General features: G+C 70.8%; 14 protein-coding genes. 7 read left to right on the top strand and 7 right to left on the bottom strand.

The window, feature by feature from the left end; genetic code table 11:
• Positions 1 to 218: 218 nt before the first annotated feature.
• On the top strand, positions 219 to 1,580 hold the full coding sequence (locus tag ACWFR3_RS30475; RefSeq protein WP_453737866.1) for an MFS transporter: 1,362 nt from the start codon (positions 219 to 221) through the stop codon (positions 1,578 to 1,580).
• Here the strand turns inward: ACWFR3_RS30475 and ACWFR3_RS30470 are convergent.
• From ACWFR3_RS30470 to ACWFR3_RS30460, 3 genes are all read right to left on the bottom strand, one after another.
• Positions 1,546 to 2,550 carry an urea transporter gene (locus tag ACWFR3_RS30470; protein ID WP_453737865.1) on the bottom strand — a complete coding sequence of 335 codons (1,005 nt, stop codon included), beginning with the start codon at positions 2,548 to 2,550 and terminating at the stop codon, positions 1,546 to 1,548. The genes ACWFR3_RS30475 and ACWFR3_RS30470 overlap by 35 nt on opposite strands.
• A 102-nt stretch (positions 2,551 to 2,652) precedes the next feature.
• Positions 2,653 to 3,357, bottom strand: a complete 705-nt coding sequence (locus ACWFR3_RS30465; protein WP_453737864.1) for an ArsR/SmtB family transcription factor — start codon at positions 3,355 to 3,357, stop codon at positions 2,653 to 2,655.
• A 43-nt stretch (positions 3,358 to 3,400) separates the two neighbouring features.
• Entirely contained in the window at positions 3,401 to 4,060 is a 660-nt protein-coding gene (locus ACWFR3_RS30460) for a TetR/AcrR family transcriptional regulator (RefSeq protein ID WP_453737863.1), read from the bottom strand.
• An 86-nt stretch (positions 4,061 to 4,146) separates the two neighbouring features.
• On the opposite strand from ACWFR3_RS30460, the gene ACWFR3_RS30455 reads away from it, so the two are divergent.
• The 3 genes from ACWFR3_RS30455 to ACWFR3_RS30445 all read left to right on the top strand — a co-directional run bounded on the left by ACWFR3_RS30455 (position 4,147) and on the right by ACWFR3_RS30445 (position 6,385).
• Positions 4,147 to 5,298: an acyl-CoA dehydrogenase family protein gene (locus ACWFR3_RS30455; protein ID WP_453737862.1), complete on the top strand. Its 1,152-nt coding sequence runs from the start codon at positions 4,147 to 4,149 to the stop codon at positions 5,296 to 5,298.
• A 93-nt stretch (positions 5,299 to 5,391) separates the two neighbouring features.
• Entirely contained in the window at positions 5,392 to 5,682 is a 291-nt protein-coding gene (locus tag ACWFR3_RS30450; protein WP_361195722.1) for a YiaA/YiaB family inner membrane protein, read from the top strand.
• Positions 5,683 to 5,752: 70 nt separating this feature from the next.
• A complete protein-coding gene (locus tag ACWFR3_RS30445; protein WP_453737861.1) occupies positions 5,753 to 6,385 on the top strand; it encodes a TetR/AcrR family transcriptional regulator in 633 nt (210 codons plus the stop codon).
• Between the two features lie 23 nt (positions 6,386 to 6,408).
• Here the strand turns inward: ACWFR3_RS30445 and ACWFR3_RS30440 are convergent, their stop codons facing one another.
• Positions 6,409 to 6,873 carry a MaoC family dehydratase gene (locus ACWFR3_RS30440; protein WP_453737860.1) on the bottom strand — a complete coding sequence of 155 codons (465 nt, stop codon included), beginning with the start codon at positions 6,871 to 6,873 and terminating at the stop codon, positions 6,409 to 6,411.
• Positions 6,874 to 6,989: 116 nt separating this feature from the next.
• Between ACWFR3_RS30440 and soxR the strand changes: the two genes are divergently transcribed.
• Positions 6,990 to 7,457, top strand: coding sequence for a redox-sensitive transcriptional activator SoxR (gene soxR / locus ACWFR3_RS30435; RefSeq protein ID WP_453737859.1), 468 nt, complete (start codon positions 6,990 to 6,992; stop codon positions 7,455 to 7,457).
• Positions 7,458 to 7,472: 15 nt separating this feature from the next.
• Here the strand turns inward: soxR and ACWFR3_RS30430 are convergent, their stop codons facing one another.
• Both ACWFR3_RS30430 and ACWFR3_RS30425 read right to left on the bottom strand, forming a co-directional pair.
• The gene (locus ACWFR3_RS30430) at positions 7,473 to 8,561 is read right to left on the bottom strand and encodes an RNA ligase (ATP) (RefSeq protein ID WP_453737858.1); all 1,089 of its coding nucleotides are present in this window, start codon (positions 8,559 to 8,561) and stop codon (positions 7,473 to 7,475) included.
• A 112-nt stretch (positions 8,562 to 8,673) separates the two neighbouring features.
• On the bottom strand, positions 8,674 to 9,393 hold the full coding sequence (locus ACWFR3_RS30425) for a 3-keto-5-aminohexanoate cleavage protein (RefSeq protein ID WP_453737857.1): 720 nt from the start codon (positions 9,391 to 9,393) through the stop codon (positions 8,674 to 8,676).
• A 40-nt stretch (positions 9,394 to 9,433) separates the two neighbouring features.
• Here ACWFR3_RS30425 and ACWFR3_RS30420 point away from each other — a divergent pair, with 40 nt between their 5' ends.
• A complete protein-coding gene (locus ACWFR3_RS30420) occupies positions 9,434 to 9,952 on the top strand; it encodes a hypothetical protein (protein WP_453737856.1) in 519 nt (172 codons plus the stop codon).
• A gap of 54 nt (positions 9,953 to 10,006) precedes the next feature.
• Here the strand turns inward: ACWFR3_RS30420 and ACWFR3_RS30415 are convergent, their stop codons facing one another.
• Positions 10,007 to 10,615, bottom strand: a complete 609-nt coding sequence (locus ACWFR3_RS30415) for a hypothetical protein (protein ID WP_453737855.1) — start codon at positions 10,613 to 10,615, stop codon at positions 10,007 to 10,009.
• 238 nt (positions 10,616 to 10,853) lie between these two features.
• On the opposite strand from ACWFR3_RS30415, the gene ACWFR3_RS30410 reads away from it, so the two are divergent.
• Positions 10,854 to 13,667 (top strand): penicillin acylase family protein, encoded by a 2,814-nt coding sequence (locus ACWFR3_RS30410; RefSeq protein ID WP_453737854.1) that lies wholly within the window; start codon positions 10,854 to 10,856, stop codon positions 13,665 to 13,667.
• Positions 13,668 to 13,696: the final 29 nt, after the last annotated feature.

The raw sequence follows: 13,696 nt of genomic DNA, 5'->3' as shown, positions 1-13,696 counted from the left end.
CGCTGGTGGTTTTCTATTCGCGGCATGTGCACCACCGGCTCCGCCGGGTTCGTCTTCAAACGCCGGACGGGCGGGATATCCAGCCCGTCCGGCGTTCTGCTGCCGCCACAGGAACCCCTTGTGCGAACCGTTGACCGCATACCCACTGGTCGGTACGGTCCCTGCAATCACACGCCACCCCCTGTCCCGTCCCCGGACCCACCGGAGTGTGCACCCCCATGGACCCCGCACCGCCCCCCGGATCCCCCCTCTCCGCCCCCGCTCCCGCTCAAGCGGCACCGGCGGATCCCCACCGCCGCAAAGTGGCGACCGCCGCCGCTCTCGCCTCGGCCGTCGAGTGGTACGACTACTTCGTCTTCGGCATCGCCGCCGCCCTCGTCCTGGGCGACCTGTACTTCCCCTCCGGCAGTTCCTCCGCCGGAGTCCTCGCCGCGTTCGCCACCTTCGCGGTCGGCTTCCTGGCCCGCCCCGTCGGCGGGATCATCGCCGGTCACCTCGGCGACAAACGCGGCCGCAAGCCCATGCTGGTCCTCGCGCTGACCCTGATGGGCCTTTCCACCACGGGCATCGGCCTGCTCCCCACGTATGACACGGTCGGCATCGCCGCGCCGATCCTCCTCGTCACCCTCCGCGTGTTCCAGGGCATCGCGGTCGGCGCGCAGTGGGGCGGAGCGATGCTGATGGCCACCGAGTACGCCCCCGAGGGCAAGCGCGGCCTCTACGGCAGCCTGGTCCAGCTGGGCGTTCCCATCGGTGTGGTGACCGCCAACACGGTCTTCCTGATCGCCGGGGCCGTCACCAGTGAGAGCACCTTCGAGGCGTGGGGGTGGCGGGTCCCCTTCATGGTCGGGCTCCTCGTGCTCGTCCTCGCCTGGTACATCCACACGCGCGTGGAGGAGACGCCGGAGTTCCGCGAGGCGGAGCGTGCGCTCGCCGAGAAGGAGCAGAGCCAGAAGGCGGCGGGCGGTGACGGGGGCAACTCGCCCCTGCGCACCATCCTGCGCCACCACCTCGGCACGGTCTTCCTGGCCGGCGGCTCGTTCGCGGTGAACACGGCGACCTTCTACATCATCATCACCGGCGTCCTCGACTACACGACCCGCGAACTCGACATGAAACGCAGCGCGGTCCTGACCGTCTCGCTCTGCGTCAGCCTCACCCAACTCGCCCTGATCCCCGCGTCCGCCGCGCTCTCCGACCGCATCGGACGGCTGCGGATCTATGCCATCGGCGCCGCGGGACTCGCGGTCTGGGCCGTGCCGATGTTCCTGCTCATCGACACCGGTTCACTGCTGTGGCTGGCCGTCGGCACCTTCGTGACCAGCTGTTTCCTCAGCATCATGTACGGGCCGCAGGCCGCGCTCTTCGCCGAGTTGTTCACGGCGGAGATGCGCTACACGGGAGCCTCGCTCGGCTACCAGATCGCCGCCGTGTTCGGCGGCGGGCTCGCGCCGTTCGTGATGGTGCTGCTCCTGGAGGCGACGGGCACCTCGATGGCCGTCTCCGCGTACATCATCGGCCTCGCGGTGATCGCCCTGATCTCCATCAAGGTGCTTGCGGGGCGGGCGCGTTCCCGCTGACGCCCCCGTCCGCCGAGGACGGTTCCGGCGCCGTCGCCTCCGACGGCGCCGGAACCGTCGTACGCAGCCGCGAGAAGGACTTGGCCGCCGCCAGGAACGCCAGCGTCGTCAGGACGAACGGCCAGGTGAAGGTGTGCCCGCCGGACGGTGCGAGGAGCGCGGACATGGCCGAGCTGACGGCGGTCGCGGTGGCGGCGCCCACCGTCGCGTAAGCGAGCGTCGCACCCCGCGCCGGGAGGAAGACGCCGCACAGCGCGAGCGCGACGAGCACCGAGTTGTATCCCATCGTGCCGTCCGCGATCTGCGCGGCGGGCGCCCCGAGTGCCCACGCCGAACCGATCCCGACCACGCTGCCCAGGCACGCCACGGCCCCCGCGCGACGGCTCGCGACGAAAAGCCCCGCGAGCAGCACCGCACCCACGTACCACTGCGGCATGAAGAAGATCTGCGCGAAGTCGGCGAAGAAGGCCCGTGCCAGATCGTCCGGTTGGAGTGAGGTCGGGCCCGTTGCCGCGCGCGTCAGCGCGGCGAGCGCGTCGCCGTGGTGCCAGACCCGCTCGAAGCCGGGGGCGGCGATCGTCATCGCGCTCGCGAGCAGGCAGTACGGCAGGGTGAGCGAGGGCAGGTGCCAGACGGCGAGGACGTTGGCGGCCGCCGCCGTCACGACCGTCACCACCACGCAGCCCGCGAGGGCGAGCGCGGCCGTGGACAGATGTCCGGCGCCCAGGAACACCGCGAAACACAGCGCGGTCAGGCAGGCGTTGAAGCCTTCGAGCCCGGTCGACACGCGGTCGCCCGGCGCTCCGAGCAGCCGCGCGGTGGCCGTACCGACGGCCGTCCCCGCGAGCCCGTAAAGCCCGTACTCCCAGCCCGCCGCGAAGAGCGCCACGCAGAAGACGGCGCCCGCCGCCGCGCTGGGCAGGAAGGTGACCTGCGCTTGGCCGCGCAGGACGTGCGTGGCGAAGGACAAGGCCCCAAGTGGCTGGCTCTTGGCATCCGTTGAGTGCCGCACGGCTCGCTCCCGTGTTACGTCCATGTTTCGCCCGGCAAGACGGATGCACCTTACATCTACTTAGGGGAGTGCCGCGATGCCGAGGTGCGTCTCCAGGGCCCGGGCCCCCGCCGGCGTCACCCTGACCGCCCGCTGCGAACCGATCCGCACGCACCATCCGGCGTCCAGCGCGTGGCGGCACAACGCCGCGCCCGCGACCCCCGCCAGGTGCGGCCTGCGCTCCGTCCAGTCGAGGCAGGCGCGGGCCAGTGGTCGCCCGCCGGAGCGCTCCAGGCCGATGCCCAACTCCCCGAACCAGCCGATCCCTTCGTCGGTCAGCGCGAACCCCGCGTCCTGCCGCAGCAGCCCGCGCTCCGTCATCGCCCGGGTGATCGTGGTCCCCAGGTGCCCCGCCAGGTGGTCGTAACAGGTGCGGCCCCGTGCCATCGCCCCGCTCGCACCGGCCTCCCGCAGCGTGCGCGGCGCGCGGAGCACGGCCCCGCCCGGTCGTACGTACGCGGTCAGGTCCTCGACAAGCTGCGCGACGCGCGCGTCGGCGAGGCGGACGTAGCGGTGGCGCCCCTGGCGCTCCTCGGCGAGCAGCCCGCCCGCGACCAGCTTCCCCAGGTGCTCGCTCAGCGTGGACGCTGCGACCCCCGCGTGCCGTGCCAGCTCGCCCGCCGTCCAGGCGCGGCCGTCGAGCAGCGCGAGCAGGCAGGCGGCGCGCGTCTCGTCGGCGATGAGCCCGGCGAGCGCGGCGAGGCGGGGCGTTGCGGGGTCCGTCATGGGCCAAGCATGCGCCGGGGACCGTTCGGTCCGCGCCGAACCGTCACCCGGTGACGGCGGCCACCTGCTCGTACTGGAGCGTGAGCCCGTCGAGCAGCGCCCGCAGGCCCGTCTCGAAGGCCCGCTCGTCGATCTCCGGCCGGCGCTCGGCCAGCAGGTGGGCCTGGCCCAGGTGCGGATAGTCGGCGGGGTCGTAGGCCGCCTCGTCGTCCACGAAACCGCCGGCGAAGGAGCCGAGCGCCGAGCCCATGATGAAGTAGCGCATCAGCGCGCCGATCGACGTGGCCTGCGCGGCGGGCCAGCCCGCGTCGACCATCGCCCCGAACACCGCGTCCGCGAGCCGCAGTCCGGCAGGCCGGCGGCCGGGGCCGCTCGCGAGCACCGGCACGATGTTGGGGTGCAGGGTGAGCGCCGCGCGGTAGGACACGGCCCAGTCGTGCAGCGACGTGCGCCAGTCGCGCTCGTCGGCGGCCTCGAACATCGACAGGTCGACCAGCGCGCTCACCGAGTCCGCGACCGCCTCCAGGATCTCGTCCTTCGTGCGGAAGTGGTTGTAGAGCGAAGGCCCGCTGACCCCTAGCTCGGCGGCGAGGCGGCGCGTCGAGACGGCGGCGAGGCCCTCGGCGTCCACGAGCGCGCGCGCCGTCTCGACGATGCGATCTCTGCTGAGGAGGGGCTTGCGCGGTCGGGCCATGCGGCACATAGTAGGGCTGCCGCCAGAAACTAGCAGTGCTAATTTAAATGCGGACCCGAGACCGGTCCCCAGCGTCGATCCGAAGAGGTGCCCCGATGAATCTGGAGCTCAGCGAGGAGCAGTCCGCCGTCCGGCAGCTGGCCGAGGACTTCGTGGCCCGCGAGATCGCCCCGCACGTCATCGAGTGGGACCGTGCCGAGAGCGTCGACCGGTCCATCGTGAAGAAGCTCGGCGAGGTCGGCTTCCTCGGGCTCACCATCGACGAGGAGTACGGCGGCTCGGGCGGCGACCACCTCGCGTACTGCCTGGTGACCGAGGAGCTGGGGCGCGGCGACTCGTCCGTGCGCGGCATCGTGTCGGTCTCGCTGGGCCTCGTGGCCAAGACCATCGCGTACTGGGGGAGCGAGGAGCAGAAGCGGCAGTGGCTGCCGGGGCTCACCTCCGGGGAGCTCGTCGGCTGCTTCGGGCTCACCGAGCCGGGCACCGGGTCCGACGCGGGGAACCTGTCCACGAAGGCCGTGCGCGACGGCGACGACTACGTCATCAACGGCTCCAAGATGTTTATCACGAACGGCACCTGGGCCGATGTCGTGCTGCTCTTCGCGCGGACGAACGACGCCCCCGGCCACAAGGGCGTCTCCGCCTTCCTCGTGCCGACCGACACTCCGGGACTGAGCCGCCGCACGATCCACGGCAAGCTCGGCCTGCGCGGCCAGGCCACCGCCGAGCTGGTCCTTCAGGACGTCCGGGTCCCGGCGTCGGCCATGGTGGCGCCCGAGGGCAAGGGCTTCTCGGTCGCCATGTCGGCCCTTGCCAAGGGGCGGATGTCCGTTGCCGCCGGGTGCGTGGGGATCGCCCAGGCCGCCCTGGACGCGGCGGTGTCGTACGCGGGCGAGCGTGAGCAGTTCGGCAAGTCCATCGCGGGGCACCAGCTGGTCCAGGAACTGATCAGCGACATCGCCGTGGACGTGGACGCCGCACGCCTGCTGACCTGGCGGGTCGCCGATCTCATCGACCGCGGGCAGCCCTTCACCACGGAGTCCTCCAAGGCCAAGCTGTTCGCGTCCGAGGCCGCGGTGCGCGCCGCCAACAACGCGCTCCAGGTCTTCGGCGGCTACGGCTACATCGACGAGTACCCGGCGGGCAAGCTGCTGCGCGACGCGCGCGTGATGACCCTCTACGAGGGCACGAGCCAGATCCAGAAGCTGGTCATCGGGCGGGCGCTGACCGGGGTCTCCGCGTTCTGAGTTCCGCATGCGGGAACTGCGTACGGGAACTGAGTACGGGAACTGAGTAGCGGGGCGGATGTGGCGAGGCCGCTGCGGGGCGAAGCTCTGGTCATGAGTGAGACACCGGTCAAGCAGCAGAGCAGCACCGCCTACTACGGCCAGGCGATCGCGTCGTTCGCCGTGGCGCTCGGCGCGACGGCGATCGGCATCTACAGCCTCGACGTCAGCGGCTGGATCCGCGCCTTCCTCGCCATTTCCGTCCTGTACCTGACGACGTCCGCGTTCACCCTCGCCAAGGTCATCAGGGACAAGCAGGAGGCCGGCCAGCTCGTCAGCCGCGTCGACCAGGCCCGCCTGGAGAAGATCCTCGCCGAACACGACCCGTTCAAGCCGGTGGCCTGACCGGCATCCTAAGCGCTTGCTCACCGTCAGGGGTATGGTGTCCTCCCGACGGGCGGAAGGAGCGTGGACGATGAGCACGGCGGAGCAGACCGAGGGCGATGACCTGCCATGGGGCGAGGTCACTCCTGATGCGGCGCGGCGGCTGCTGATCGCCGCCGTCGAGGCCTTCGCCGAGCGTGGGTACCACGCGACGACGACCCGGGACATCGCCGGCCGCGCCGGCATGAGCCCGGCGGCGCTCTACATCCACTACAAGACCAAGGAAGAGCTGCTCCACCGGATCAGCAGGATCGGCCACGACAAGGCCCTGCGGGTCCTGCGTACCGCGGCCGACGGTCCGGGCAGTGCGTCGCAGCGCCTCGCCGACGCCGTGCGCTCCTTCGTCCGCTGGCACGCCGACCACCACACCACCGCGCGCGTGGTCCAGTACGAGCTCGACGCCCTCGGCGATGAGCACCGCACGGAGATCATCGCGCTGCGCCGCCAGTCGGACGCCGCCGTGCGGGACATGATCAACGAAGGGGTGCGGGCCGGGGAGTTCGACGTCCCCGACGTGCCGGGCACCACGCTTGCCGTGCTCTCGCTCTGCATCGACGTGGCCCGGTGGTTCAACGTCGCGGGGCAGCGCACGCCCGACGAGGTCGGCGCGCTCTACGCCGACCTCGTGCTGCGCATGGTCGGAGCCCGGGAGCGGGTCTCCTAGAGCCCGAAAGCTCCCGGCCGCCCTCAGAAGTAGTAGCGGGAGACCGACTCCGCGACGCAGGCGGGCTTCTCGCTGCCCTCGCGCTCGACGGTGACCTTGGCGGTGATCTGTACGCCGCCGTCCTTGGTCTCCTCGACCTCCGTGAGCACGGCGGTCGCCCGCACCCGGGAGCCCGAGGGCACCGGCGAGGGGAAGCGGACCTTGTTGGTGCCGTAGTTGACGCCCATCTTCATGCCCTCGACCCGCATGACCTGCGGCACCAGGCTCGGCAGCAGCGACAGCGTCAGATAGCCGTGCGCGATCGTCGTCTTGAAGGGGCCCTGCGCCGCCTTCTCCGCGTCCACGTGGATCCACTGGTGGTCGCCCGTGGCGTCGGCGAACAGGTCGATCCGCTTCTGGTCGACCTCCAGCCAATCGCTGTGCCCGAGCTGCTCGCCGACCCCGGCACGCAGGTCGTCGGGCGACGCGAAGATCCTCGGCTCTGCCATGTCCCTGGCCTCCTCAAAGTATTCGAACTAAGCGCTTGCTCAGCATGCTGTGTGCGCCGACGTGTGTCAACGGACCAGCCGTGAGGGTTGCCGGGCCAGCCATTAGGGTGTGAGGGGTGCCCCAGATCCCAGAGAAGATCCACGAGCTCACGGTCGGCCAGCTCTCCGCCCGCAGCGGCGCGGCCGTCTCCGCACTGCACTTCTACGAGTCCAAGGGTCTGATCTCCAGCCGCCGCACGTCGGGCAACCAACGCCGCTACCACCGTGACGCGCTGCGCCGCGTCGCCTTCGTACGCGCCGCCCAGCGCGTCGGCATCCCGCTCGCCACGGTCCGCGAGGCGCTCGACTCGCTCCCCGAGGAGCGCACGCCCACCCGCGAGGACTGGGCGCGCCTCTCGGAGACCTGGCGCTCGGAACTGGACGAGCGCATCAAGCAGTTGGGCCGGTTGCGCGACCACCTGACGGACTGCATCGGCTGCGGCTGTCTCTCCCTGGAGAACTGCGTGCTCTCCAACCCGGACGACGTCTTCGGCGAACGCCTCACCGGCTCCCGCCTGCTGGCGGAGCGCCGGTCACAGTCCTGACTCCGGCAGGGCGGGTTACTCGTACTCGGTGCCGCCCTTCCGCGTCAGGTAGGCGGGGCTGACGGCCTTGGCGATGGCGCGCCCCCCGGTCACGGGGGAGTACCGCTCGGCAGCGGGCCGGATCACGACGCCCTCACGCAGATGCAGCGCCCGCCCCGACACCGTCTCGCGCCCGGAGGCAAGCTCCAGGACGCGGGAGGCGTCGTACGGCCCCTCGTACAGGCGCGGCACCAGCGGCAAGGCGCCCCCGAGCACCACGGCGGGGTCCAGCCACCGGACCGAGCCGTCGACCTCCGCGCTCACGTCGAAGACCGCGTAGCCCAGCGTCTCGCGGCGCCCGTCCGCGCCGTACGTCAGGTCCTGCACCCCGTCCCCGTACACCTCGCCGAAGATGCCGACCCGGCGCGCCCCGAGCCGCTCGGCCAGCGCGGCAGCCGCTTCCGCCACCGCGTGCCCGCGGATCGCGCGCCAGTAGAGATTGCGCGCGTCCTCTTTCAGCGCCAGGGACTTGGAGCCGAAGCCCTTCGAGGAGACGTACACCCGGCCGCCCGTGCCCGCGCCGTCCCCCTCGTCCGCGACGTACGTCAGCAGGCAGGCGGAGCCGTGCAGCTTCTCCGTGACGGACACCGGCTCGCCGGGCGCGAAGATGTCCGGGTAGCGCTGGATGTTCTCGATGTCGACCCACGGCAGCAGATCGGGCGCGGACTCGACGTCACCGCTCATGGTGGGCGGGATCGGCGGCACCCACTTCACGACGCCGAGCCGCTCCGTGAAGTCGGTGCCCTGCGCGGCGGCCCGCGCCAGGTCGATCTCCGCGAGCGCGCGCGGCCTGCACACGATGCCCTGGGAGAGCTCGCCCCGCAGCCGTACCGCCTTCACCCGGTCCGACTTGCCGCCCGCGAGCCGCCCGGTGAGCCCCAGTTCCTCGATCAGCTCCGCGGGAAGCACGGACTGCTCGGGGATGTAGAGGGCCACGTCCCCGGTGCGGTACGCGCCCTTGGCGACGACCGCGCGATACAGGCCCACCTGGGCCAGTTCGAGGGCATCGGCGTTGGGATGCTCGTGGATGGTAAGCACTTCGGCGGTGACGCGCAGCGTCGACATCGATCGGACTCCTTGGTTCTACGTACCGCGCGGGTACGCGCACATGTCTGTCATCGACGCCAACTGTGCCGACGACAAAGCGCTGGAGCGATCGATTTTGTGACTGGTAGCGTCACGCCGGAGCATTCAGCACGGACAACGCGGCCGCGACCAACTGGGCGTTGGACGCGGCCCGTTCCCCGTCCGGCAGGACGAGCGTGTCCTCGAAACCGATGCGGGTCGCGAGCCTGAGGCGCCCCGAGAGCCGCAGCACCGGCCAGGTGCCGCCCTCCTCCCCGTGCAGCAGCACGGGACGGCCGTGTGCCGTGCCGATCGCCGTCAGGAGCGCGCGTGCCGAGTCGCGTGCCGTGGCCGGGTCGGGGTCCGTCACCTCAGCGAGGACCCGCAGGACGCGCGGGCCGAGCGCGGACGCGGTGAAGCGTTCCGCGCCGTCCGTGCCGGACCAGATGCCCGCCTCCACGCCCACACCCCGGTCCAGGAGCGCCGCGGCCACCGCCTCCGCGCCCGGCTCGTGCCAGTTGACCGACGCGTGGTCGGGAAGGACCGTCCACGCGCGGATGCGCTCCACCCGCCGGTCCGGGTCCTGCTCGGCCCAGGCACCCGTGGTCACCCCCACGGGCACGGACGTCACGGAACGGACCGCTTCGAGCACGGCCGCAACCGCCCGGGTAGCCAAGGTGTCTTGTCCACAAGGGGACTTGGGGTGTACATGAACATCCCGGGCGCCGGCCGCGACGGCCTGCGCCACGGACTCGGCCATCGCCCCGGGCGACAACGGGATCGCCGCACCATCGCCCGCGCCGCGGGCGCCGTTCACACATACCTGCATCACCACAGGACAGCACAGACGACGACACACAGGGGGAGGGCCGATGGGAATCGCCATCTGCTCGTTGAAGTGGGACGCCGCACGCACCGGGCGCCAGAAGATCACGTACGACCGCGACGGCTACCACCTCGTGCGGTTTCCGTACGCGGACGCGGAGGAGTCGTACGACCCGTGGCACATGCACGACCCCGGCAAGGGAGTCACCAGCCCGTCCCGGTTCCCGGACCCGCGGTCCGGGCTCATATGGCCGAGCCACGACGGCTGGGGCACCCTGTCCGCGATGATCTTCTGGGAGGCGGACTCCCGGCCCACCGGGTATCGCGCGCGCTACGTGCGCGATCCGCTCGGCGACTCCACGGGGTACGACTCGACGGCCACCACCGACTGGGGTCCCACCAAGGGCGCGCAGTACCGGACGCACGTCTGGCAGATGTTCGTGCACCCGCAGACGCCGGTCGGCCTGAAGATCTCGGCACGCGGCGCGGGCGACGTGCGGATCGCCGCGCCGCTCTTGTTCGCCGAGTTCAAGCTGGCCATACAGACGGACGTGGTGACGCCCTAGCCGCCGTGCGCCCGGCCTCCACCATGCGCCGGGACGTTCGCGGACGGCCGGGCGTCACGCGGACACCAGCGGCCGTTCCCGCAGTGCGCGCGCCCGTGCCATCGCCGCGGGCGTGAGCACCGGATCCGGCACCACGATTCCGCAGCCCGTGCAGACGGCGCCCGCGGAAGGCTCGTGCGCCAGGCCGTGCGTCCAGACGAGGCCGGAGCGGGTGCACACCGGGCAGACCGTGCCCGGCTCCCGCTCGAGCGCCCCTATCAGCCGGCGCAGGACCTCGGCGAGTGGTTCGGAGGGGTGGATGCCGGGATCGTCGCACCAGGCGACCCCGAACCCTCCCCAGGTACAGCGGTGCCAGTCGTCCACGCTGCCGGGCCGGCGCAGCCCGTCGTGCTTCTCCTTGCGGCGGCGCTCCGCGAAGCCCTCCTCGTAGGCGAGCCACACCGCACGCGCCGCTTCCAGTTCATCGAGCGCGGCCACCAGCCGCGCCGGGTCGGGCGACCGGTCCTCGGGCCCGAAGCCCGCCCGGGAGCACAGATGGTCCCAGGTCGCCCGGTGGCCGTAGGGGGCGAACCTCTCCAGGCACTTGCGCAGCGAGTACCGCCGCAGTGCCAAATCGCTCAGCGGATCACGCACCTGTCTCGCGAGACTCCGGAATCCGGCCATCGCCCTGCACCTCCGTCGCACGTTCTCGGACGTTGCCGAGTAGACGTATCGACTTGCGATTCGGCTCCCTCGACTTCCATTCGATTTTCGATGGACGGCATAAGACGGCGGTGAGCTGGAGCTATGTGACGGTTCTGAAAAAGCGACGCATGTTCATCTTCCGGGTTCGGCAACCCGCCAGTAACCTCCGCCTCAACTCCACCCCACAGGAGCACAAGCGGAGCCCAGAGGAGCACACATGCGACGACGCATCGTCCGGCTCAGAACCCTCACCGCCACAGCGGCGCTCGCGCTCGCCGCGTCCCTCCTCGCACCGCAGCCGGGGAGCGCCGCCGACGAGCCGCCGCCTGCCGCCGACTACTGCGAGGGGCAGTGCGCGGACGTCCTGCCGCCCGGCGCGAACGGCAACGCCACGCTCGCCGAGATACTCGCCCACCGGGTCTTCGGCACCCAACCCGCCCATGCGGACGACCAGTTGGGCCCGTACGACAAGCTCTCCGCCGGCTATCCGTCGCTCACCGACGACAAGCTGACGGAGTTCTTCAACGACGCGTCCTTCGGCGTCCGCGACGGCCAGGCCGCCTCCGTCACCAAACCCCGCGACGACGTGACGATCACCCGGGACAAGAAGTACGGCATCCCGCACATCAAGGGCAGCACGCGATACGGAACCGAGTTCGGCGCCGGCTTCGCGGCCGGGCAGGACCGGCTCTGGCTCATCGATCTGTTCCGGCACATCGGCCGCGGCGAACTGACCTCGTTCGCCGGCGGCGCCCTGGCCAACCAGGGTCTGGAGCAGCAGTTCTGGCCACAGGCCCCGTACACGGAGCAGGACCTGGAGAAGCAGGTCGAGTACATCAAGTCGACGCAGGGCGAGCGCGGCAAACAGGCCATGGAGGACGCGCAGGCCTATATCGACGGGCTCAACGCCTACCGCACGAAGTCGAAGAACGGCCGCTACTTCCCCGGTGAGTACGTCCTCACGGGCAAGATCGACGCGATCACCAACATCGGCGAGATCCAGCCCTTCAAGGTCACCGACATGATCGCGCTCGCGTCCGTCGTCGGCGGACTCTTCGGCAACGGCGGCGGCGGCGAGGTCGACGCGGCGCTCTCCCTGCTCAAGTCGCAGGAGAAGTACGGCGTCGAGAAGGGCACGCAGGTCTGGGAGTCCTTCCGCGCCCGCAACGACCCCGAGGCCGTCCAGACGATCCACGACGGCACCAGCTTCCCGTACGCGGGCAAGCCCGAGAACGCGCGCGGCACCGCGATGCCCGACCCCGGCTCGGTCGAGCGCGAGCAACTCGTCTTCGACCGCGAGGGCGGCGCCAAGACCGCCGCCAAGGACCCGGTGAAGGCCCCCAAGGAACTCAAGCCGCTCCAGGGCATGTACGACAAGGGAGTCCTGCCCTCGGACCTGTTCAAGCGGGACGGCCAGAAGAAGGGCATGTCGAACGCCCTCGTCGTCTCCGGCAAGCACACCGCGAGCGGCAACCCCGTCGCCGTCTTCGGCCCGCAGACCGGATACTTCGCCCCCCAGCTCCTCATGCAGCAGGAGCTTCAGGGCCCCGGCATCAGCGCGCGCGGCGTCTCCTTCGCGGGCGTAGGCATGTACGTCCAGCTGGGGCGCGGCCAGGACTATGCCTGGTCGGCCACGTCCGCCGGGCAGGACATCACCGACACGTACGCGGTCGAGCTGTGCGAACCGGGCGGCGGCGCCCCCACCAAGCAGTCCGCCCACTACCTCCACCACGGCACCTGCACCCCCATGGAGAAGCTGGAGCGCAAGAACGCCTGGAAGCCGACGCTCGCCGACTCCACGGCCGCGGGCTCCTACCGTATGCAGGTGTTCCGCACGAAGTACGGCGTCGTGACGCACCGCGCGAGCGTCGACGGCAAACCCGTCGCGTACGTCTCGCTGCGCTCCACCTACCGCCACGAGGCCGACTCGATCATCGGCTTCCAGATGCTGAACGACCCGTCGTACGTCAAGGACGCGTCGACGTTCAAGAAGGCCGCCGAGAACATCAGCTACGCCTTCAACTGGTTCTACGCCGACTCGCGCGACACCGCGTACTACAACAGCGGCGCCAACCCCGAGCGCGCCAAGGACATCGACCCCGCCCTGCCCGTCAAGGCCCAACAGGCCTACGAATGGCAGGACTTCGACCCCGAGAACAACACCTCGAAGCAGACCCCGCCGGCCGAGCACCCGCAGTCCGTCAACCAGGACTACTACATTTCCTGGAACAACAAGCAGGCCAAGGACTTCAGCACGGCGGGCTTCGGCATCAGCGCCGTGCACCGCGGTGACCTGCTCGACGGACGGGTGAAGAAGCTCACCGAGCAGGGCGGCGTCACGCGGGCCAAGCTGACGCAGGCCATGTCGGAGGCGGCGGTCACCGATCTGCGCGGCGAGCAGGTGCTTCCCGAGCTCCTGAAGGTGGTGCGGAGCAAGCCCGTCACCGATCCGCAGCAGGCCAAGGCCGTACAGCAGCTGGAGGCGTGGCAGCAGGCCGGGTCGCAGCGCAACCAGACGGCGGCGGGCTCCAAGAAGTACGCCCACCCCGACGCCGTACGGATCATGGACGCCTGGTGGCCCCTGCTGATCGAGGCCGAGTTCAAGCCGGGCATGGGCAAGGATCTCTACGACTCCCTGACGGCGCAGCTCGGCACCGACGAGTCACCCTCCGCCGGGCACGGCCCGACCGGGGCGCACGCCGGATCGGCCTTCCAGTACGGCTGGTGGGGCTTCGCCGACAAGGATCTGCGGGCCGTGCTCGGAGAGCCGGTGAAGGGCGGGCTCGGCGAGAAGTACTGCGGCGAGGGGAAGCTGGACGCCTGCCGTGACGCGCTCCTGACCACCCTCACCCAGGCCGCGGCCAAGCCCGCGAACGAGGTCTACCCCGGGGACGCGAGCTGCTCGGCGGGCGACCAGTGGTGCGCGGACTCGGTCATCCACCGGGCGCTCGGCGGCATCACGCACGGGCCGATCCAGTGGCAGAACCGGCCCACGTACCAGCAGGTCGTCGAGTTCCCGAAGCACCGCTAGGAGACCCGAAGCACCCCTAGGAGAAGCGG

Source organism: Streptomyces sp. NPDC055189 (assembly GCF_053606765.1).
Note: the sequence above shows the minus strand (reverse complement) of the source record. Positions and strands in the feature narration are given on the sequence as shown.

Excerpts from the sequence above, each read along its gene's own strand:
- ACWFR3_RS30475 (WP_453737866.1), top strand. The coding sequence starts at position 219 with ATGGACCCCGCACCGCCCCCCGGATCCCCCCTCTCCGCCCCCGCTCCC.
- ACWFR3_RS30465 (WP_453737864.1), bottom strand. The coding sequence starts at position 3,357 with ATGACGGACCCCGCAACGCCCCGCCTCGCCGCGCTCGCCGGGCTCATC.
- ACWFR3_RS30460 (WP_453737863.1), bottom strand. The coding sequence starts at position 4,060 with ATGTGCCGCATGGCCCGACCGCGCAAGCCCCTCCTCAGCAGAGATCGC.
- ACWFR3_RS30455 (WP_453737862.1), top strand. The coding sequence starts at position 4,147 with ATGAATCTGGAGCTCAGCGAGGAGCAGTCCGCCGTCCGGCAGCTGGCC.
- ACWFR3_RS30450 (WP_361195722.1), top strand. The coding sequence starts at position 5,392 with ATGAGTGAGACACCGGTCAAGCAGCAGAGCAGCACCGCCTACTACGGC.
- ACWFR3_RS30445 (WP_453737861.1), top strand. The coding sequence starts at position 5,753 with ATGAGCACGGCGGAGCAGACCGAGGGCGATGACCTGCCATGGGGCGAG.
- ACWFR3_RS30440 (WP_453737860.1), bottom strand. The coding sequence starts at position 6,873 with ATGGCAGAGCCGAGGATCTTCGCGTCGCCCGACGACCTGCGTGCCGGG.
- ACWFR3_RS30430 (WP_453737858.1), bottom strand. The coding sequence starts at position 8,561 with ATGTCGACGCTGCGCGTCACCGCCGAAGTGCTTACCATCCACGAGCAT.
- ACWFR3_RS30420 (WP_453737856.1), top strand. The coding sequence starts at position 9,434 with ATGGGAATCGCCATCTGCTCGTTGAAGTGGGACGCCGCACGCACCGGG.
- ACWFR3_RS30415 (WP_453737855.1), bottom strand. The coding sequence starts at position 10,615 with ATGGCCGGATTCCGGAGTCTCGCGAGACAGGTGCGTGATCCGCTGAGC.
- ACWFR3_RS30410 (WP_453737854.1), top strand. The coding sequence starts at position 10,854 with ATGCGACGACGCATCGTCCGGCTCAGAACCCTCACCGCCACAGCGGCG.